Here is an 18,126-nt window from a genome sequence, read left to right on the forward strand (position 1 = left end):
CGGGGTTGGTCTGGGCCGCCGACCCGATCTTGGAGGGTCTTCTCGACGGGCCCCGGAGTCAAGGACGGCCTGCGGCCGCCGGCTTCGCCGGCCGCTTCGCGGTCCTGGACACCGGGGCCCGTCGAGAAAAGATTTGGCTGGCTATCGGGGCGGCGGCCGGGGTGTGGCGCAGCGGATTCATTCCTGGGATGGATGGTGTTGATGGGGCGTGAAGGGTGGCCCTTCGGGCCACTTATCATCCACAGGAACGAGGACGTTCGCTCACCGCGAAAAACTCGTCTGAACAGGGAAAATAGATAGTAAAGAGAGCGGTTGAGGCGTAGAATCAGAGCCATCACAACACACCCTTAAAGGGAAGGAATGGCGATGAGTCTCGGGCGCGACGTCGACCACTGGGGTACCGACCCCGGTGACGCGATCGACGCCGAACTGGCCGCCATCGAAACCGCCCTCGACAGGCTGTTGACCAGGGACCCCGCCTACTGGCGCACCGGGCAGAAGAAAGACGCGTTGAAGCGGCTGGAGACACTCCAGACCAAGCTCGGCGCGGTCAGTGTTCAGGTGCTCGCCAGCGCCGGTGACATCGCAGAAGAGACCGGCGCCAAGGACGCCTCGGCCTGGATGCGGGCCGAACTGCTCATCGACAAAGGCGCGGCCCGCTCGCAGATCAAACTCGCCACCAGGGTCGCCAAGTACGACCTGGTGGCCGCCGGTCTGGCCGAGGGCGTGGTGTCGTTGGACAAGGCCCGGGTGATCACGAGGGCGTTGGACAAGATCAAGACGGATCCGGTCGCCAGTCCCGAGCACCTGATCCTCGCGGAGAAGCTGCTGGTCGACTACGCCGGTGAGTTGACCGTGAACCAGTTGCGGATCGCGGGCAAACGGATCCTGGTCGAGATCGACCCGGTCCGGTTCGAGGACGCCGAAGCCCGAGCGCTCTTGGCTGAGGAGGAACGAGCCCAGCAGAAGACCGCGCTGCGGGTCTGGGACAACCACGACGGCACCGTCGGGTTCGAGGGAGTCTTGCCGACCTCGATGGGGATGCGGTTCAAACGACTCGTCGAGGCCTACGCCCAGCCCCGCAAACAGCAGCTGGTCGGCAAGGGTGCCCCGTTGCCGCCGTGGGAGCGGCTGATGGGGCAGGGGTTCTCCCGGTTGCTGGAGACCCTCGACCCCGCCGCGCTGCCCCGACACGGGGGTGACGCGACCACCATCAACGTGGTGATCTCGCTGGAGGAGCTGCGTAAGGACCTCGGGGTCGCGACCTTGGGTTATGACGAGACCAACGGGGCCACGATCTCCGCGGCCGAGGCGCGGCGGATGGCGTGCAACGCCACCATCATCCCCTGGGTGTTGGGTGGTGATGGTGAGGTCCTCGACGCCGGCCGAGGCAGCCGGTTCTTCCAACCGATCCAGCGCAAAGCACTCCGACTCCAGCAGAAGTGCTGCCAGGCCGAAGGGTGTGACATGCCGCCGGAGTGGTGCGACGCCCACCACCTAGACCCCTGGGCCGCCGGCGGGAAGACCAACCTCAAAGACGGGGCACTGCTGTGTCCGCATCATCACCGGCTGGCGCACAACCCCGCGTATGTTCATGAGCGACTACCGGATGGCACCATCCGATTCACTCGCCGACCCTGATTGTGCGTCGGATACCCGCCGGACCAGGCGGGTCGTGAGCCCTAGGTTCGAGACATGGGAACGCATGTGGACATCGATCCGGCCATCCTCTACTTCGGCACGCCGGTGGTGGTGCTCTCGACTCTCAACGAGGACGGGACCACGAACCTGATGCCGATGTCGTCGGTGTTCTGGCTGGGACGTACGGCGGTGCTCGGGATCGGCGCCTCGTCGCAGACGGCGCGCAATTTGAGGGACCGGCCCGAGATCGTCCTCAATCTTGCCTCGGTCGACCTGGTGACCCAGGTCGACCGGCTGGCGCTGACCACGGGCAACGGGGCGATGTCGGCGGCGAAGGCGGAGCGTGGGTATGTGCACGTGTCCGACAAGTACGCGCACGCCGGACTGACGGCGTACGGATCGGACACGGTGCTGCCGACGTCGGTCGGGGAGTGCCCTGTGCACATCGAGGGGACGGTGTCGGCGCTCCACGAGCTCGGTGAGCCGAAGCTGCTCGCCGTGGAGGTCGCCGTGACCGCGGTGCGGGTGATGCCGGACGTACGCCTCGAGGGTCATCCCAACCGGATCGACCCCGATCGCTGGCGGCCGCTGGTGATGAGCTTTCAGCAGTTCTACGGGCTGGGGGATCGGGTCCATCCGTCGCGGCTGGCGAGCATCGATGAGGAGCTCTACCGGTGACCGGCGCCGGACCGATACATCGGGCCGCCGGATTGTGGGTCGGGTCGACATAGACCTGTGGCGGTCGTCACACCTACGGTCGATCTGCCTGTCGGGAGGCGGCAGGCGGGTCTCGTTCAGGAGGATCGGTCATGGGTCTCGGGTCTCGGATCTCGTCCAGGTTCCGGCAGCAACGCATCGGTGTCGCGCTCGCGGGCCTCGGCCTGCTGCTGGCCGGTGGCGCAGTGGTTGCCGTGGCGCCCTCTGCAGGTGGTACGGCCGCAGCCGCGGCGGGCACGTGGACGGCACGGACGGCGGGCGGGATGACGACCCAGCTGTACGTCCCCGGCACCGCGCCTACGCTCGGCACCGGGCGTGCGCTCATGGTCAGTCTGCACGGCTGCGTCCAGACCTCGGCCAACCTGCGCGACGGCGGCAACTGGGCCGCGACCGCGGACGCCCGCGGGATGGTCGTGGCGATCCCTGCGGCGCCGAACGGCGGCGTACTCCTCGGCTGCTGGGACTACTACGACGGCAACCACTCCCGGACCTCGCCGGGGCGGCACGACGACAACCTGCTCCAGCTGGTCAGTGACCTGCTGGCCGACCCGGCACTGGACATCGACCCCGACCAGGTCTACCTCTCCGGGCTCTCCTCGGGCGGTGGCGAGACGATGGTGATGGGCTGCCTCGCGCCTGACGTGTTCGCCGGGATCGGGATCAACGCCGGCCCCTCGGTCGGCACGACGTCGGGGCAGATCGGGTCGGTCGCGGTGAGCCAGTCACAGGTCACCAACACCTGCCGGACGTTCGCCGGGTCCGCCTCCTCGGGCTTCGGCAGCCAGGTCACCTCAGTGATCTACGGCTCCAACGACACGACCGTCGCACCCGGCTACAACACCCTGAACGCGCAGGTCATGGCCGGGATCTACGGCGCCACTGCGCAGTCATCGTTCTCGCTGTCGGGCCTGGCCGGCAACAACACCGCCGGCTCCGGCACGCTCTGGTCGGACGGCAGCGGCCCGCGGGTCTCGCTGATCCAGAACACCGGGATGGGCCACAACTGGCCGGCCGGCGGCGGCCCCGGTGGCTCGTACGTCACGACGAACTCGATCGACTACCCGGCGTACGTCACGGACTTCTTCTTCGACAACAACCGCCGGGTCGAGCGGGGCACCGAGCCGACCGACCCGCCGACCGACCCGCCCACCGACCCGCCGACCGAGCCGGGCCTCTACTGCGGCTCGGCGACCAACGCCCAGCACCAGGCCGCCGGGCGCGCCCACTCCTACGGCACCAACCCCTACAACCCGTTCTACGCGGACGTCTCGGAGGACTACATGGGCCAGGGCGACGCCACCGTGACGACCCTGCAGGAGTCCGCGGGCGGCCGCTTCGACGTGGTCACGACGTGCTGACGTAGGCTTCGTCTCCCGACCGGAACGAGGTGCAGCATGACAGCGAGCAAGTCGGCTCGTGAGCGGAAGGCAGCCTCGCAGGCCGGGCCGCTGGCCACGGTGAGGATCGATCTCGACGCCCAGCAGCAGTTCGTCTACAAGGTGACCTGCACGGAGTGCGTCGTCAGGGACCGGATCAAGTGGGCGACCTATCGCGCCGGTGAGGACAACGGCTTCATGGCGGCGATGGACCGATGGATCTTCCACCTGACGCAGAAGCACCCCGAGGCCGACGCGCCGTGCCTGAAGTTCCTGCCCGAGGCGCAGCAGCGGCAGCAGGAGCGGCGCGAGGGCCGATCGGCCGAGTAGCCGATCGGCCGAGCAGCCGGTCTCAGCCCCGCAGCGCGGCGGCCTTGATCTCCTCGAACTGCTCGCCCATCCGGGCGGCGAGGGCCTCGGCGGCGCGCAGCGGGCGGACCATCACCTTGAAGTCGACGATCTTCCCGTCCTCGTCGTAGGTGAGGAAGTCGCAGCCGTTGAGGTCGAGGCCGTCGACCTTGGCGGTGAACTCGTAGGCGTGGTGGACCCCGTCGTGGATCTCGCGGACGTAGGTGAAGTCCTCGAACACCTTGACCACCGCGCGCAGGATCGCGGCGGTGATCGCCCGGCCGGGGTAGGGCTTGAACGCGACCGGGCTGGTGAACACGACGTCGTCGGCGAGCATCGCCTCGACGGCATCCATGTCCTTGGCCTCGATCGCCTCACGGAAGGTGGTCATGCGCGCTCCTCCTGGGTCGGTTGCTGGGGAGAGCCTAGAGGGACGGGTGGTGCGGCGCGCTCCGCGGCAGGCTCCGGTCCCGGCTGTCGAGGGCGTAGCCGAGCGCGATCCCGACCGCAGCGGGGGCGAGAACGAGCCCGGCCACGAACGGTGTCAGGTAGCGCAGGTCGCTCAGCAGTACGCCGACGTCGCGGCCCTCCTCGAACCAGATCTTGAGCGGGCCGCTGAGCCCGACCACCAGGGCGACCACCGCCCAGCGTACGAAGACGGGCGGCAGGGAGGTCGCGTGGTAGCCGTCCCACAGACCCCACGCCCCCGAGATGACGAGCAGGGCCGCGAAGTAGATCAGGCCGGCGCCGATGTCGGCGTCCTCGGTGGGGAAGACGTTGGTCATCACGAGCGAGTACAGGATGCTGGCGCTGAGGATCACAGCGAGGCGTACGAGGAACTTCATGTCTCCAGGCTGCCTGATCGGGCCGCGCGGCGCTTGAGTGTCGGTACTCAACCGATGGAAGCCGGAATTCTGTAAGACAGAATGTTGAGTTCGCGAAGTGGCGGCCGCCACATCATGGGCGCCATGGAAAATTCCCCTCTGCGGTCCGGCGGCGCCCGCCCGGCCTGGTTGGTCATCGCGCTGTGCTGGCTGATCGTCATCTTCGACGGCTACGACCTCATCATCTACGGCGCGACCATCCCGTCCCTCCTGGCCGAGAGCTCCTGGGGGCTCACGCCGGACTCGGCCGGCAGCATCGGCAGCGTCGCGTTCCTCGGCATGCTGATCGGCGCGATCGGGGCAGGTGGCATCGCCGACCGGCTCGGGCGGCGGCGTACGGTGCTGGTCTCGGTGGTCTGGTTCAGCCTGTTCACCGGCCTGTGCGGCTTTGCGAACAGCCCCGAGACGTTCGGCGCGCTGCGGTTCCTCGCCGGGCTCGGCCTGGGTGGGCTGGTGCCGTCGGCGAACGCGCTGGCCTCCGAGTTCGTCTCGCCGCGCCGCCGCTCGATCGTGGCGACCGCGATGATGTCGGGCGTGCCCATCGGAGGCTGCATCGCGGCGCTGGTCGCGCTCCGGGCGATCCCGTCGCTGGGGTGGGAGTCGCTCTACCTGTTCTCCTTCCTGGGACTCGGGCTGGCGGTGATCGCACTCGTCGCGCTGCCGGAGTCCCCGACCTGGCTGAGGGCACAAGGGCGCCGCCTCGAGGCCGAGAGCGTCGAGCGGACCTACGGCCTCGTCCCGGCACCCGAGGAGCAGAACGAGAAGGCGTCCCTCACAGCCATCTTCAAGGGCCGGTACGCGGTCGCGACCGCTCTCTTCTTCGTGGCGACCACGGCGACGATGTTCGCCTGGTACGGACTGGGCACCTGGCTGCCCAAGCTGACCGACGCCGATGTGAGGTTCGACCTGGGCAGCAGCTCGCTGACCTACCTGTTGGCGCTCAACCTCGGCGCCGTCGCGGTCTCGGCGGTGACGGCCTGGGCAGCGACCCGCTTCGGGGCGCTGCAGGTGGCGGTCGTCGCGGCCTTCCTCGGTGCGCTCAGCCTGGCCGCGCTGACGACGTTCCCGTCCTCGCTCGTGGTCGTCTACCTCCTGCTGATCCTCGCCGGGGTCGGCTCCCACGGCACCCTGTGCCTGATCATCTCCGCGATCGCCGGCCACTACCCGGCGAACCTGCGGGCGAGCGCGCTCGGGTCCTCGCTCGGCGGCGGACGGGTCGGCGCGGTGATCGCGCCGACGGTCGCGGGAGCGCTGCTCGCCCAGAACCCGACGAGCGCCACCGCCAGCATCGTGGTCTTCGCCTTCGCCTCCGCGGTCGGTGCGGTGCTGCTGCTGGCGGTCTACCTGGTCACGCGAACCTCGAGCACCCCCAGCGCCGAGCCGGTGGCCGTCCACTAGATTCGAGGCGTGAACAGCTCGGCGGGTCGGCGCGCTCTGGTGGTCGGTGCGGGGATCGGAGGGCTCACCACGGCGCTCGCGCTGTCCCGGATCGGGTGGCAGGTGACCGTGCTCGAGCGCGCCCCGGAGCTGGGCGAGGTCGGGGCCGGCCTCTCGATCTGGCCGCGGGCGTGGAAGATCCTGGCCGACCTCGGGGTCGCCGATCGCCTGGCGGACGGCGCCCGGCCGGCGATCCAGGCGGGGCTGCGGCGGCCGGACGGGCGCTGGCTGGCGAAGGTGGGTCCCGACGCCGCCGACCGGACCCCGGTGATGGTGCACCGGGCCCGGCTGCACGAGGCACTGGTGGCCGAGCTCGCGACGCGCGACGGGGTCGAGGTACGCACCGGGGTGGCCGTCACCGGCCTGGCCGATCTCGACCACGTCGACGCCCGCGGCCCGGCCGACGTGGTGGTCGCCGCCGACGGGATCCGGAGCACGATCCGGAACGAGCTGCACCAGCGCGAGGACGTACGTTATGCCGGCTACACCGCCTACCGCGGCGTCACCGCGGAGCCGGTGCCGGGCGAAGCCTCGACGACGGGCGGGGAGACCTGGGGGACCGGGGTGCGCGTCGGCCACGTCCCGCTGGTCGATGGCCGGACCTACTGGTTCGTCACCGCCAACCGGCCGGCGGGGGAGAGCGGCGGGGACCACCACGCCGACGTCACCGCACTGGTCGGCGACTGGCACGAGCCGATCCCGCAGCTGCTGGCGGCGACGCCGCCGAGCGCCGTGGTCCGCGGAGACATCTGCGACCTGCGGCTGCCGCTGAAGCGGTTCGACCACGGCCGGGTCGTGCTCCTCGGGGATGCCGCGCACGCGACGACCCCCAACCTCGGCCAGGGTGCCTGCGCCGCGATCGAGGACGCTGCCGTCCTGGCCGCGCAGCTCGCCGGCCACGCTCGCATCGAGAGTGCCCTGGTCGCCTACGACCGCACCCGGCGCCCCGCGACCCAGCGGCTGGTGCGGGCCTCCCGGCTGGTCGGCGTGCTCGGCCAGGTCGAGAACGGGCCTGTGGTCGCGGTCCGTGACGCCGGCCTCGCGGGGCTCGGCGCGATCGCGAGCCTGCTGAGCAGGTAGGTCGGCGTCACAACGGTGGGGTCGCCGGTGTCTGGATGGCCATGACGGCCACCTATCTCACCCTGACCCTCGTCGCCTCGATCGCCGCGCTTGGCGGGGCGGTGCTGAACCTGACCGGGCACCGGATACCCGTGACCGAGGCCCGGCGGCTCTCGGTGCCGGTGGAATGGTTGCGGTTCCCGATCGGTGCGTCCTACGGGCTGGGCTTCGTGGGCCTGCTCGTCGGCCTGGCGGTCCCGGCCGTCGGGATCGTCGCCGCTGCCGGGTTCGTGGCGTTCTTCGTGCTCGCGATCGGTGCACACCTGCGGGTGGGGGACCGGAGCCTGGGGCGCGCCGGGGCCGGTCTCGCGCTGGCGTCGGCCACGCTCGTCGTCACCGGGATGTACGCGGCGGGGCGGGACGATCTCGGCGGGGTGGTCGCGGCGTACGTCCGTGAGGTTCCGGACCCGTGGTGGCCGGTCGTGGTGCTCGCGGTGATCCAGCTCGGCGACGCGGCGATGTGTTTCCGGCCGGTCGGCTTCATCGCCCGGTGCTTCACCGACGTCGGGCTGCCGCGGGCGCTGTGGCCGGTGATGCCCTGGGTCAAGGTCGCCGCCGCCGCGGGGCTGCTCGCCGGTCTGTGGGTGCCGTACGTCGGGGCGCTGACCAGTGCGGCGCTGGTCGTCTACTTCGTCTGCGCCGTCTGCGCGCACCTCCGGGCGCGCGATCTCGGCCGGAACCTGTTCCTCAACGCCACGTTCTCGCTGGTCCTGTGCGTGGCGGTGCTCGGCTTCAGCTTCCTGCGCTGAGCCCGGCCGATCTGACGTGGTCGAGGAGGTCGGCGGCGGTCGAGGTGTAGCGGTCGACCTCCTCCCCGCTGTCGCAGGTGCACAGCACGATGGTCACCTCGCCGGCGCGCGGCCAGATCGCCTCCCAGGTCGCGCCGGCCTGCTCCCAGCGGAGCAGCCGCTCGAGGTCGTACGTCATCGGGTGATCCGTTCGGTCAGCCGAGGACGGCGTCGACCGACCGGGCCCAGAGATCGGCGGCCTCGTCGATGGCCGCCGAGTCGACGACGAGGGCGGGGATGAACCGCACGACCTGGCCCCAGGCGCCGCAGGTGAGCAGCAGCAGGCCGCGCCTGGCAGCCTCCTGCTGGGCCGCGGCGGCGGTGGCGCCGTCCGGTTCACCCTCGGGCGTGCGGAACTCGTTGCCGAGCATGAGCCCGAGGCCGCGTACGTCGGTGATCGCCTCGTGCCTGCTCGCGACCTCCTCCAGGGCGGAGCGGAGCTCGGCACCGCGCTCGGCGGCGTTCTTCACCAGGCCCTCCTCCTCGATGACGTCGAGGGTCGCCAGGGCAGCGGCGCAGGCAACGGCGTTGGCGCCGTAGGTGCCGCCCTGCGAGCCGGGCCAGGCCTTCGACATCAGCGCCTCGCTCGCCGCGATCGCGGACAGCGGGAACCCGGAGGCCAGGCCCTTGGCGGTCATGATGATGTCGGGACGCGAGCCGAAGTGGTCGTGTCCCCAGAACTCGCCGGTGCGGCCGAAGCCGGTCTGCACCTCGTCGATGATGAGCAGGATCCCGTGCCTGTCGGCACGCTCGCGCAGGCCATCGAGGAAGGTCTTGTCGGCGGGCACGTAACCGCCCTCGCCGAGAACCGGCTCGACGAGGAACGCGGCCGTGTCGGCCGGGGCGCTCTGGGTCTGCAGCGTGTAGTCGAGCTGGCGCAGCGCGAACTCCGTCGCCTGCTCCTGTGGCCAGCCGAAGTGGGGTGCATCGGGGAAGGGGGAGACCACGACGCCGGCCATCAGCGGACTGAAGCCGGCGCGGAACTTGGTGCCCGAGGTGGTCATCGACGCGGCCGCGACGGTCCTGCCGTGGAAGCCGCCGTGGAAGACGACGATGTTGGGGCGGCCGGTGGCCTGGCGGGCCAGGCGGATCGCGGCCTCGGCGGCCTCCGAACCGGAGTTGGCGAAGAAGAGACTGTCGAGACCGGCGGGGAGCACGGCACCGAGGCGGTCGACCAGGTCCAGGAGCGGGCGGTGCCTGACCGTCGTGTACTGCCCGTGGATCAGATTGGCGATCTGGCGCTGGGTGGCCTCGACGACCTTCGGGTGGCTGTGGCCGGTGCTGGTCACGCCGATGCCGGCGGTGAAGTCGAGATAGCGGCGGTCGTCCTCGTCGAAGAGCTGGACGCCTTCGCCGCGAGCCGCCACGACCGGGGTCGCCTGCTTGAGGATCGGGGAGAGCTTGGCCACCGTGGCCTCCTGTTGATTGTCGACAATCCGACTGGCTACTACAGTAGGCCAGCGTCGGTCGGCTGTCAGCCGGACGGCCGTACGCTGACCTGGGAGGCTGATGCGGGATGAGCAAGGAACCGAACGAGGCGCGGGTCGTGGCCGAGGTGCCGAAGGGGCTCCTGGTCGCCGGTCGCTGGGTGGATGCCGGCGACGGGGCGACCTTCGACGTGCTCGACCCGTCGACGGGAGAGGTGCTCTGTGCGGTCGCCGACGCGACCCCCGAGGACGGCGCCCGTGCGCTCGAGGCGGCGGCAGGTGCGCAGAAGGAGTTCGCCGCCACCGCGCCGCGCGCCCGGGCCGACATGCTCATGGCCGCCTTCGACCTCCTGCACGAGCGGATCGACGACCTCGCCCTGCTGATGACGCTCGAGATGGGCAAGCCGCTGGCCGAGGCGAGGGGCGAGATCGCCTACGCCGCGGAGTTCTTCCGCCACTTCGCCGAGGAGGCGGTGCGGATCGAGGGCGGCTACCAGACCGCGCCCGCCGGTGGCTCCCGGTTCCTGATCACGAAGCAGCCGGTGGGCCCGGCGCTGCTGATCACGCCATGGAACTTCCCGATGGCGATGGGGACCCGCAAGCTCGGACCGGCGATCGCGGCCGGCTGCACGAGCATCGTCAAGCCCGCCCAGCAGACGCCGCTCTCGATGCTGGCGCTGGGGGAGATCCTGCGCGAGGCCGGTGTGCCCGAGGGCGTCGTCAACATCCTTCCGACGACCCGGCCGGGTGAGCTGACCGAGCCGCTGCTGCGCTCCGGCGTGATCCGCAAGCTCTCCTTCACCGGCTCCACGGCGGTTGGCCGGGTGCTGCTCGCGCAGAGCGCGGAGCAGGTGCTGCGTACGTCGATGGAGCTCGGCGGCAACGCCGGCTTCGTCGTCTTCGAGGACGCCGACATCGACGAGGCGGTCGCGGGCGCGATGGCCGCGAAGATGCGCAACACGGGAGAGGCGTGCACGGCGGCCAACCGGATCTTCGTGCAGCGCTCCGTCATCGAGGAGTTCGGCGACCGGCTCGCCAAGGCGATGTCGGAGCTGCCCGTCGGTCGCGGCGTCGAGGAGGGCGTACGCGTCGGGCCGCTCATCGACGAGGCGGCCAGGGAGAAGGTGCAGACCCTCGTCGATGACGCCGTGGCCGGCGGCGCGCGGGTGCTGACCGGAGGCACGGCCCCCGACGGGCCCGGCTACTTCTACCCGCCGACCGTGCTCACCGACGTGCCCGCCTCGGCCAAGATGGGCAGCGAGGAGATCTTCGGGCCGGTCGCGCCGCTGACGCCGTTCGACACCGAGGACGAGGTGGTCGAGGCGGTCAACGACACCGAGTACGGCCTGGTCAACTACGTCTTCACCAACGACCTGCGCCGCGGCCTGCGGGTCGCCGAGGCGCTCGAGTCCGGCATGGTCGGGCTCAACCAGGGCGTGGTCTCCAACCCCGCCGCTCCCTTCGGCGGCGTCAAGGCCTCGGGACTGGGGCGGGAGGGCGGGCGTACCGGGATCGAGGAGTTCCTCGAGACCAAGTACGTCGGGATCGCGATGTGATCTAGACGTAGCCCTCGTCGTTGTCCTCGGCGTGGATGAGGCGCCGCAGCGCCTCGTCCATGTGCAGCTCGACGCGCTTGAGGGTCAGCTTCACGTCGCCCGCCTCGATGGCGTCGACGATCTGGTTGTGCTCCTCGACCAGCTCGAGCGGCTGCTGGTAGGTGCCCTCCAGCGCGGTCAGGCACATCCTGGTCTCGACGATCAGGGTCTGGTGCATCCGGGCCAGGCGCCGGCTTCCGGAGCACTGCACCAGCACGTCGTGGAAGTGGAAGTCGGCATCGCTCAGCGCTGCCGGGTCGCCCAGCTCGAGCGAGGTGGTCATCGCGTCGCAGGCGGCGCGGAGCTCGCGCAGCGCCGCCGGGATCCGTGCCTTGGCGATCATCGTGGCGGCGGCGCCCTCGACGGCCGCCCGCGCGATGTAGATGTCTCGGATGTCGGCCTCGTCGAGCTCGATCACGAAGAGCCCGCGGTTGGGCTCGCTGCGGAGCAGGCCCTCCTGGACCAGCCGCTGCATCGCCTCGCGCAGCGGTCCGCGGCTGACGCCGAACTGGGCCGAGAGCGCGGTCTCGCTCAGCTGTGCGCCGGGCCGCAGGGTGCGCTCCATGATCGCCGTACGCAGCTGGCGGGCGATGACCGAGGCCGTCGACTCCCTGTGCACGGGTTCGAAGCTCGATGTCACTGTCAACGTGGTCTCCGATAGGTCACCGAGAAAGAGTTTGATTGTTGACAATCATTGCATGTGGCCGGTCTGTGGTGCGCGGATCGACCGAGCGTCCCGGGTGCGGGTGCCGCGCCCGGCACGCTCGGTCGCCGTCGTCGGTCAGACGACCTTGTCTGCCTTGTCGAGCTCGGCGAGCTCCGCCTCCGACTCCGGCGTACCCGGGATCTCGGTGCCCCGGATCGACTTGCCGGCCGTCTCGACGACGAAGAACAGCGCGATCAGGCCGACCACCGACCCGGCGATCATGTAGTAGGCCGGCATCAGCACGTCGCCGGTGGCATCGATCAGCGCGTTGTTGACGTACAGGGCCGTGCCGCCGAACGCGGCGGTGGAGATGTTGTAGCCGATCGCCATGCCGCCGTAGCGCACCTGCGAGGGGAACATCGCCGGGAAGGTCGCCGAGATGGTCGCGAGCTGGGCGACGTAGACGATGCCCAAGACCGTGAAGCCGAGGACCGCCGGCCAGAAGCCCTGGCCGATCAGGAGGAACATCGGGACCGACAGCACGATCAGACCGATGAAGGAGCCACCCCACAACGGCTTGCGGCCGACCTTGTCGGAGAGCGCCCCGGCGATCGGCAGGAAGACCAGCATCGCGATCTGCCCGAAGATGACCAGCAGGTCGGCGTCGGTGCTGTTGAAGCCGGCCTCCTCCTGCAGGTAGGTCGCCATGTAGGCGAGGAGCGTGTAGTTGGCGATGTTGAGCGCGGCGACCAGGCCGATCAGGGTGAGGATCGGCTTCCAGAACAGCGCGAAGAGGTCCTTCAGCGCGGCCCCGGCGCCGCTCTCGACGGCGTCCTGCGTCTCCAGCTCCTGGAAGACCGGCGTCTCCTCGAGCTTGGTCCGGATGTAGAGGCCGATGAGGCCGATCGGACCACCGATCAGGAACGGGATACGCCAGCCCCACTCGGTCATCGCCGCGTCACCGATGATCGACTCGGTGGTGAAGACGACCGCGATGGCGGCGGTGAAGCCGACGATGGTGCCGAACTCCAGGAAGCTGCCGTAGAACCCACGCTTCTTGTCGGGAGCGCACTCGGCCATGTAGGTCGCGGCGCCGCCGTACTCGCCACCGGTCGAGAATCCCTGGATCACCCGCAGCAGCACGAGCAGGACCACGGCCCAGATGCCGACCGAGTCGTACGTCGGCAGGCAGCCGACCAGGAAGGTGGCTGCCGCCATCAGGATGATCGTCATCGCGAGGACGCGCTGGCGACCGATGCGGTCGCCGAGCGGACCCCAGAAGATGCCGCCGAGCGGTCGCAGGATGAATGAGATCGCGAAGGTCAGAGCCGTGCCGGCGAAGCCCATCTCCGGGAAGAAGTTGGCGGTGATCTCTGTCGCGACGTAGGCGAAGGCGCCGTAGTCGAACCATTCGGTCGCATTGCCGACCGCTGAGCCGGTGATGGCTCTTCGGAGCTTCGATTTGTCGGGTTGTGCCTCGTTGGAGGGGATGGTTGGGGTTCCTGACATTTCTTCTCACCTATTCGGTGTGATTGATGGCTGGGGACCGCTTTTGACCCGCAGTGTCGACAGTAGGGTTGTCAACAATTTGCGCCACGTTAGCGCTGTCTCTGTGCCCTGGCTAGGGCGCGCGGAAGGTGGCGCGGGGTGTGACGGGAGGTTTATGTAAAGCCGCGACGCTACCTGAACAGGGTTCCGAGCCCGGGCAGGGGGCCGGAGCTCCCGGCGAGTCGCAGGCCCTCCCAGACGGTCACCTGGTTGGCCGTCAGCACGGGTTTCCCGAGCACTTTCTCCACCGTATCGATGCAGGTCAGGGTGTGCATCGCGGTGTCGGGGACGAGGACGGCCTCGGCCTCGGGAACGTCGACCGCCAGGGCCATCTCGAGGACCGCGTCCGGGCCGAGACGGGCGACGTCGACGGCGGTGAAGATCCCGCTGGCGCCGAAGGAGACGATCTCGATCCCGTCGTCCGCCAGGAAGGAGGCGAAGTGCTCGGCCAGCTCCTCGGGGTAGGAGGCGGCGACGGCGACCTTCCGGAGCCCGAGCGCCCGGGCCGCCTCGACGAACGCGATCGAGGTCGAGGAGGCGGGGCAGCCCAGACGCTCGCTGATCGCGGCGGCCTGGGCCGTGGCGCCGGCCCGTCCGAAGACGAAGCTCCCCGACGTGCACGCCCACATCACCGCGTCGGGGGAGTGGACCGCGATCGCGTCGGCGCCCGCGGCGAGCCTGTCCGCGGAGCCGGTGTCGCGAAGAGCCGCGACGGTGTGCTCGTCACGACCCATCGAGGTGTGGACCAGCGGTAGCCAGATCGCGCCGCCGAGCGCGTTCTCGAGCGCCGGGAAGTCGTCCTCCGCCGCGTGCCCGGGATAGAGCAGCCCGACGACCGGCGGCCGGGTCATGAGGCGTGCCCCCAGACGTTCTCGGCCGTCGGCGGGGTACGCCCGACCATCCGGAGCGCGGCCTCCATGGTCGCCCGGTTGGCGGAGATCACCGGTTTGCCGAGCTCGGCCTCGAGACGGCCGATGATGTCGTACGTCGCCAGGTTCGTGCACGAGACGACGACCGCCTCGGCGGCGTCGGTATCGGCGGCCCGCACCAGCTCGAGCGTGGTCTCGTAGGGAACCTCCCAGATGTGGTGGCCGAGTCCGAGGTCGCCGGTGCTCACGACGGTGATCCCGGCCTCGGCCAGGAAGCCTGCGAACCGGGCGGCCAGCGCGACGTCATAAGGAGTGGCGACCGCGACCTGGGAGAGGCCGAGGGCGGAGAGCGACTCCAGCACGGCGCCGGAGGTGGTGACCGCGGGAGCGCCGCCGGCGCGGCGCATCGCCGCGGCCAGCCGGCGCTCACCGTGCCGGCCGTGGACGAAGCTGCCGGAGGTGCAGGCGTAGACGTAGAGGTGGGGTTCGGCGGCCGAGAGGTCGCGCACTGCCTGCTCGAGGACCGCGGTCTCGCTGATCTCCTCGGCCATCTCGAGGGTGACCTCGCGATCGGTGTAGGGCGTCCGGGTGAAGAGCAGGCTGGTGTCGGCCGGGGCCCACCGCCACAGCTCGTGGTCGAGCACCATGTCATGAGGGACGACCACGGCGATGCGTACCGTTGAGGACATCGCACCTCGCTAGGATTGTTGACAATCTGCAATCTGGCCTCCTAGCGTAGTCTCGGATTGTTGCCGAGGTGTGTCGAGTGCGACGGAGGAATTTCTTGGAGACGTCCCGGCGCCCCGCGATCACGATCCTCTGTCCGCCCGACGGCGGCAGACCGGCCGGGATGGAGCGCCTCCAGGCAGAAGCCGAGCTCACCTACACCGATGCCGCGGGACTTCCCGATGCGCTCCGCGGAGCCGAGGCGCTGCTGCTGTGGGACTTCTTCTCCGAGACCGTCCGTGACGCGTGGCCGAGCACCGGCTCGCTGCGCTGGATCCATGTCGCCGCCGCCGGGGTCGACAAGCTGCTGTTCCCGGAGCTGGTCGCCTCCGACGTGGTCGTCACCAACGCCCGTGGGATCTTCGACCGGGCGATGGCGGAGTTCGTGCTCGGCTCGATCCTGGCCGTGGCCAAGGACATCCACCTCAGCCACGACCTGCAGTCGTCACGGAAGTGGCTGCGCCGCGAGACTCGCCTGATCGCGGCCGAGACCGCGCTCGTGGTCGGCACCGGCGCGATCGGTCGCGAGACCGCGCGGCTGCTGCGCGCGGCCGGGATGGACGTACGCGGCGCCGGCCGCACCGCCCGCAGCGGCGATCCCGACTTCGGTGAGGTCCTCGCGAGCACCGACCTGGTCGCCCACGTCGGCTGGGCCGACCATGTCGTCGTCACCGCCCCGTTGACCGCGGAGACTCGGGGCCTGATCAGCGAAGACGTGCTCGCGGCGATGAAGCCGGGCAGTCATCTGGTCAACGTCGGGCGTGGGCAGATCGTCGACGAGGCCGCGCTCGTCTCGGCGCTCCGCGACGGCCCGGTCGAGGCGGCGTCCCTGGACGTCTTCGAGGTCGAGCCGCTGCCGGCGGAGAGCCCGTTGTGGACGATGCCGGGGGTAGCGGTCTCGGCGCACATGTCGGGCGACTACGAGGGCTGGCGGGAGGCGCTCGCGGACCAGTTCGTCGACAACGCGCGGCGCTGGACGAGAGGCGAGCCGCTGCTGAACGTCGTCGACAAGCAGCGCGGCTTCGTCGTCGCGGAGCAGGAGGGGCGATGACCGACCCGAAGCCTGCGTCCGGATCCGAGCTGAGCGCCTTGACCGCTGCCGAGCTGGTGGCCGGCTACGGCTCGGGCGCCTTCACCCCGCTCGACGCGACGCGGTCGGTGCTCGACACGATCCAGGAGCGCGACGCCGCGGTGAACGCGTTCGTCCGGGTCGACCCCGACGGCGCCCTCGCCCAGGCGACCGCATCCACCGAGAGATGGCGGGCCGGGCGTCCGCTCGGCATCGCCGACGGCGTACCGACCTCGGTCAAGGACATCCTGTGGACCGTAGGATTGCCGACAATCCGCGGCACCAGGCTCATCGACGAGACCGGGCCGTGGACCGAGGACGCGCCCGCGGTCGCGCGGCTGCGCGAGGCCGGCGCCGTGATCACCGGGAAGACGACGACACCGGAGTTCGCCTGGAAGGGCGTCACCGACTCGCTCCGCCACGGCTCCACCGGCAACCCCTGGGACCCGGGCCTGACCTCGGGCGGCTCCAGCGGCGGTGCCGCGGCGGCGGTGGGTCTCGGCATGGGCCCGTGGGGGCTCGGCACCGACGGAGGCGGCTCGGTCCGGATCCCGGCCTCCTTCACCGGCACCGTGACGATCAAGCCGACCTACGGACTGATCCCGCTCTATCCCGCCAGCCCCTTCGGCACCCTCTCCCACGCCGGTCCGATGACCCGGACCGTGACCGACGCGGCGGCGCTGCTCGACGTGGTCGCCGGTTTCGACTCGCGCGACTGGTCGGCGATGCCCACGCCGCGGACCTCCTTCCTGGCCGGCCTGGACGACGGTGTCGACGGGTTGAGGATCGGGTTCTCGCCCACGCTCGGGTACGTCGAGAACGACCCGGAGGTCGAGCGGCTGGTCCGCGCCGCAGCCGCCGTGCTCGAGTCCGAGGGCGCTCAGGTCGAGGAGGTCGACCCCGGTTTCACCGACCCGGTGGAGGCGTTCGAGGTGCTCTGGTTCTGCGGCGCGGCGAAGGTCCTCGACGCCTACCCGGCCGGCGCGATCGACCGGATCGACCCGCTGCTGCGCGAAGGCATCGAGACCAAGGGCCGCGGCTCCGCGGCCGACTATCTGGACGCGACCGCCGTGCGGATGGACCTCGGCCGGCTGATGGGGCGGTTCCACGAGACGTACGACCTCCTGATCACCCCGACCATGCCGATCACCGCCTTCGAGCGGGGGCTCCAGGCCCCCACGGGCTGGCCCTCGCAGTGGTGGCCGAGCTGGACGCCCTACACCTACCCGTTCAACATGACCCAGCAGCCGGCGGCGAGCGTGCCCTGCGGCACCACCGAGGCGGGTCTGCCGGTCGGCCTCCAGATCGTCGGTGCCCGCCACGACGACGCCCGGGTGCTGAGAGCGGCGCGCGCCTACGAGCGGGCCAGCGGTGAGCTGTTCGTCCGACCTGTCGACCATCCACGAGGAGCCCGATGAGCCGCTACATCACCGTCACCCTGGAGCGCCGCGGTGTCTCCTGCCTCGCCCGTCTGCTCGACGAGGAGGCGCCACGTACCGCCGGTGCCGTCTGGGACGCGCTGCCGCTCAGCGGCCAGGTCTTCCACGGCAAGTACGCCCGCAACGAGATCTACCACCTGGTGCCCGCCTTCGCCGCGAAGGAGCCCGGCAAGGAGAACACGACGGTCACGCCGATCCCCGGCGACCTGTGCTACTTCGCCTTCTCCTCCGACGACCTCGGCAACCCGTCCTACGGCTATCCGGAGGACCGCGGCCCGGGAGAGATGACCCAGATCGTCGACCTCGCACTCTTCTACGGCCGCAACAACCTGCTCATCAACGGCGACCAGGGGTGGGTGCCTGGCAACGTCTTCGGCACGGTCGTCGACGGCCTCGACGACATCGCGCAGGCCTGCCAGGACGTCTGGATGAACGGCGCCACCGACGAGATCCTCACCTTCGCTCGCTCCCACGACGACACGCGGTAGCCGACGGCT

19 protein-coding genes are annotated in these 18,126 nt (G+C 70.2%); 11 read left to right on the top strand and 8 right to left on the bottom strand.

Annotation, left to right across the window (positions count from 1 at the left end; translation table 11 throughout):
• The first annotated feature begins 366 nt into the window (after positions 1–366).
• The 4 genes from ACZ6WN_RS17075 to ACZ6WN_RS17090 all read left to right on the top strand — a co-directional run bounded on the left by ACZ6WN_RS17075 (position 367) and on the right by ACZ6WN_RS17090 (position 4,064).
• Entirely contained in the window at positions 367–1,641 is a 1,275-nt protein-coding gene (locus ACZ6WN_RS17075) for an HNH endonuclease signature motif containing protein (protein ID WP_465866165.1), read from the top strand.
• Between the two features lie 54 nt (positions 1,642–1,695).
• Positions 1,696–2,319, top strand: a complete 624-nt coding sequence (locus ACZ6WN_RS17080) for a flavin reductase family protein (RefSeq protein WP_465866167.1) — start codon at positions 1,696–1,698, stop codon at positions 2,317–2,319.
• 131 nt (positions 2,320–2,450) lie between these two features.
• On the top strand, positions 2,451–3,716 hold the full coding sequence (locus ACZ6WN_RS17085; protein WP_465866169.1) for an extracellular catalytic domain type 1 short-chain-length polyhydroxyalkanoate depolymerase: 1,266 nt from the start codon (positions 2,451–2,453) through the stop codon (positions 3,714–3,716).
• Between the two features lie 36 nt (positions 3,717–3,752).
• Positions 3,753–4,064 (top strand): hypothetical protein, encoded by a 312-nt coding sequence (locus ACZ6WN_RS17090; RefSeq protein WP_465866170.1) that lies wholly within the window; start codon positions 3,753–3,755, stop codon positions 4,062–4,064.
• A 22-nt stretch (positions 4,065–4,086) separates the two neighbouring features.
• Here the strand turns inward: ACZ6WN_RS17090 and ACZ6WN_RS17095 are convergent, their stop codons facing one another.
• Both ACZ6WN_RS17095 and ACZ6WN_RS17100 read right to left on the bottom strand, forming a co-directional pair.
• A complete protein-coding gene (locus tag ACZ6WN_RS17095) occupies positions 4,087–4,473 on the bottom strand; it encodes a nuclear transport factor 2 family protein (RefSeq protein WP_465866171.1) in 387 nt (128 codons plus the stop codon).
• 34 nt (positions 4,474–4,507) lie between these two features.
• Positions 4,508–4,927 carry a hypothetical protein gene (locus ACZ6WN_RS17100; protein WP_465866173.1) on the bottom strand — a complete coding sequence of 140 codons (420 nt, stop codon included), beginning with the start codon at positions 4,925–4,927 and terminating at the stop codon, positions 4,508–4,510.
• A 123-nt stretch (positions 4,928–5,050) separates the two neighbouring features.
• On the opposite strand from ACZ6WN_RS17100, the gene ACZ6WN_RS17105 reads away from it, so the two are divergent.
• The 3 genes from ACZ6WN_RS17105 to ACZ6WN_RS17115 are packed head-to-tail and all read left to right on the top strand — an operon-like array spanning position 5,051 to position 8,271.
• The gene (locus ACZ6WN_RS17105) at positions 5,051–6,364 is read left to right on the top strand and encodes an MFS transporter (RefSeq protein ID WP_465866175.1); all 1,314 of its coding nucleotides are present in this window, start codon (positions 5,051–5,053) and stop codon (positions 6,362–6,364) included.
• Positions 6,365–6,373: 9 nt separating this feature from the next.
• Positions 6,374–7,483 carry an FAD-dependent oxidoreductase gene (locus tag ACZ6WN_RS17110; RefSeq protein WP_465866176.1) on the top strand — a complete coding sequence of 370 codons (1,110 nt, stop codon included), beginning with the start codon at positions 6,374–6,376 and terminating at the stop codon, positions 7,481–7,483.
• 41 nt (positions 7,484–7,524) lie between these two features.
• On the top strand, positions 7,525–8,271 hold the full coding sequence (locus ACZ6WN_RS17115; RefSeq protein ID WP_465866177.1) for a DoxX family protein: 747 nt from the start codon (positions 7,525–7,527) through the stop codon (positions 8,269–8,271).
• Here the strand turns inward: ACZ6WN_RS17115 and ACZ6WN_RS17120 are convergent.
• Together ACZ6WN_RS17120 and ACZ6WN_RS17125 are read right to left on the bottom strand one after the other, a co-directional pair.
• On the bottom strand, positions 8,255–8,449 hold the full coding sequence (locus tag ACZ6WN_RS17120) for a hypothetical protein (RefSeq protein WP_465866179.1): 195 nt from the start codon (positions 8,447–8,449) through the stop codon (positions 8,255–8,257). The two genes, ACZ6WN_RS17115 and ACZ6WN_RS17120, sit on opposite strands and share 17 nt — an antisense overlap.
• 16 nt (positions 8,450–8,465) lie before the next feature.
• On the bottom strand, positions 8,466–9,719 hold the full coding sequence (locus tag ACZ6WN_RS17125) for an aspartate aminotransferase family protein (protein WP_465866181.1): 1,254 nt from the start codon (positions 9,717–9,719) through the stop codon (positions 8,466–8,468).
• Positions 9,720–9,826: 107 nt separating this feature from the next.
• Here ACZ6WN_RS17125 and ACZ6WN_RS17130 point away from each other — a divergent pair, with 107 nt between their 5' ends.
• Positions 9,827–11,293, top strand: a complete 1,467-nt coding sequence (locus ACZ6WN_RS17130; RefSeq protein WP_465866182.1) for an NAD-dependent succinate-semialdehyde dehydrogenase — start codon at positions 9,827–9,829, stop codon at positions 11,291–11,293.
• A 1-nt stretch (position 11,294) separates the two neighbouring features.
• On the opposite strand, the gene ACZ6WN_RS17135 is transcribed toward ACZ6WN_RS17130, so the two are convergent.
• From ACZ6WN_RS17135 to ACZ6WN_RS17150, 4 genes are all read right to left on the bottom strand, one after another.
• On the bottom strand, positions 11,295–11,951 hold the full coding sequence (locus tag ACZ6WN_RS17135; protein ID WP_465866183.1) for a GntR family transcriptional regulator: 657 nt from the start codon (positions 11,949–11,951) through the stop codon (positions 11,295–11,297).
• A gap of 162 nt (positions 11,952–12,113) precedes the next feature.
• Positions 12,114–13,487, bottom strand: coding sequence for an MFS transporter (locus ACZ6WN_RS17140; protein WP_465866185.1), 1,374 nt, complete (start codon positions 13,485–13,487; stop codon positions 12,114–12,116).
• Between the two features lie 170 nt (positions 13,488–13,657).
• Positions 13,658–14,377, bottom strand: a complete 720-nt coding sequence (locus ACZ6WN_RS17145) for a maleate cis-trans isomerase family protein (protein WP_465866186.1) — start codon at positions 14,375–14,377, stop codon at positions 13,658–13,660.
• Positions 14,374–15,084, bottom strand: a complete 711-nt coding sequence (locus tag ACZ6WN_RS17150; protein ID WP_465866188.1) for a maleate cis-trans isomerase family protein — start codon at positions 15,082–15,084, stop codon at positions 14,374–14,376. The genes ACZ6WN_RS17145 and ACZ6WN_RS17150 overlap by 4 nt, the downstream gene beginning before the upstream one ends.
• A 95-nt stretch (positions 15,085–15,179) precedes the next feature.
• Here ACZ6WN_RS17150 and ACZ6WN_RS17155 point away from each other — a divergent pair, with 95 nt between their 5' ends.
• The 3 genes from ACZ6WN_RS17155 to ACZ6WN_RS17165 are packed head-to-tail and all read left to right on the top strand — an operon-like array spanning position 15,180 to position 18,117.
• Positions 15,180–16,172, top strand: a complete 993-nt coding sequence (locus ACZ6WN_RS17155; RefSeq protein WP_465866189.1) for a D-2-hydroxyacid dehydrogenase — start codon at positions 15,180–15,182, stop codon at positions 16,170–16,172.
• Complete coding sequence (locus tag ACZ6WN_RS17160; RefSeq protein WP_465866190.1) at positions 16,169–17,608, top strand: amidase; 1,440 nt, start codon at positions 16,169–16,171, stop codon at positions 17,606–17,608. The genes ACZ6WN_RS17155 and ACZ6WN_RS17160 overlap by 4 nt, the downstream gene beginning before the upstream one ends.
• Entirely contained in the window at positions 17,605–18,117 is a 513-nt protein-coding gene (locus ACZ6WN_RS17165) for a DUF3830 family protein (RefSeq protein WP_465866191.1), read from the top strand. The genes ACZ6WN_RS17160 and ACZ6WN_RS17165 overlap by 4 nt, the downstream gene beginning before the upstream one ends.
• Positions 18,118–18,126 lie beyond the last annotated feature (9 nt).

It is taken from the genome of Nocardioides sp. NPDC054178 (genome assembly GCF_055585005.1).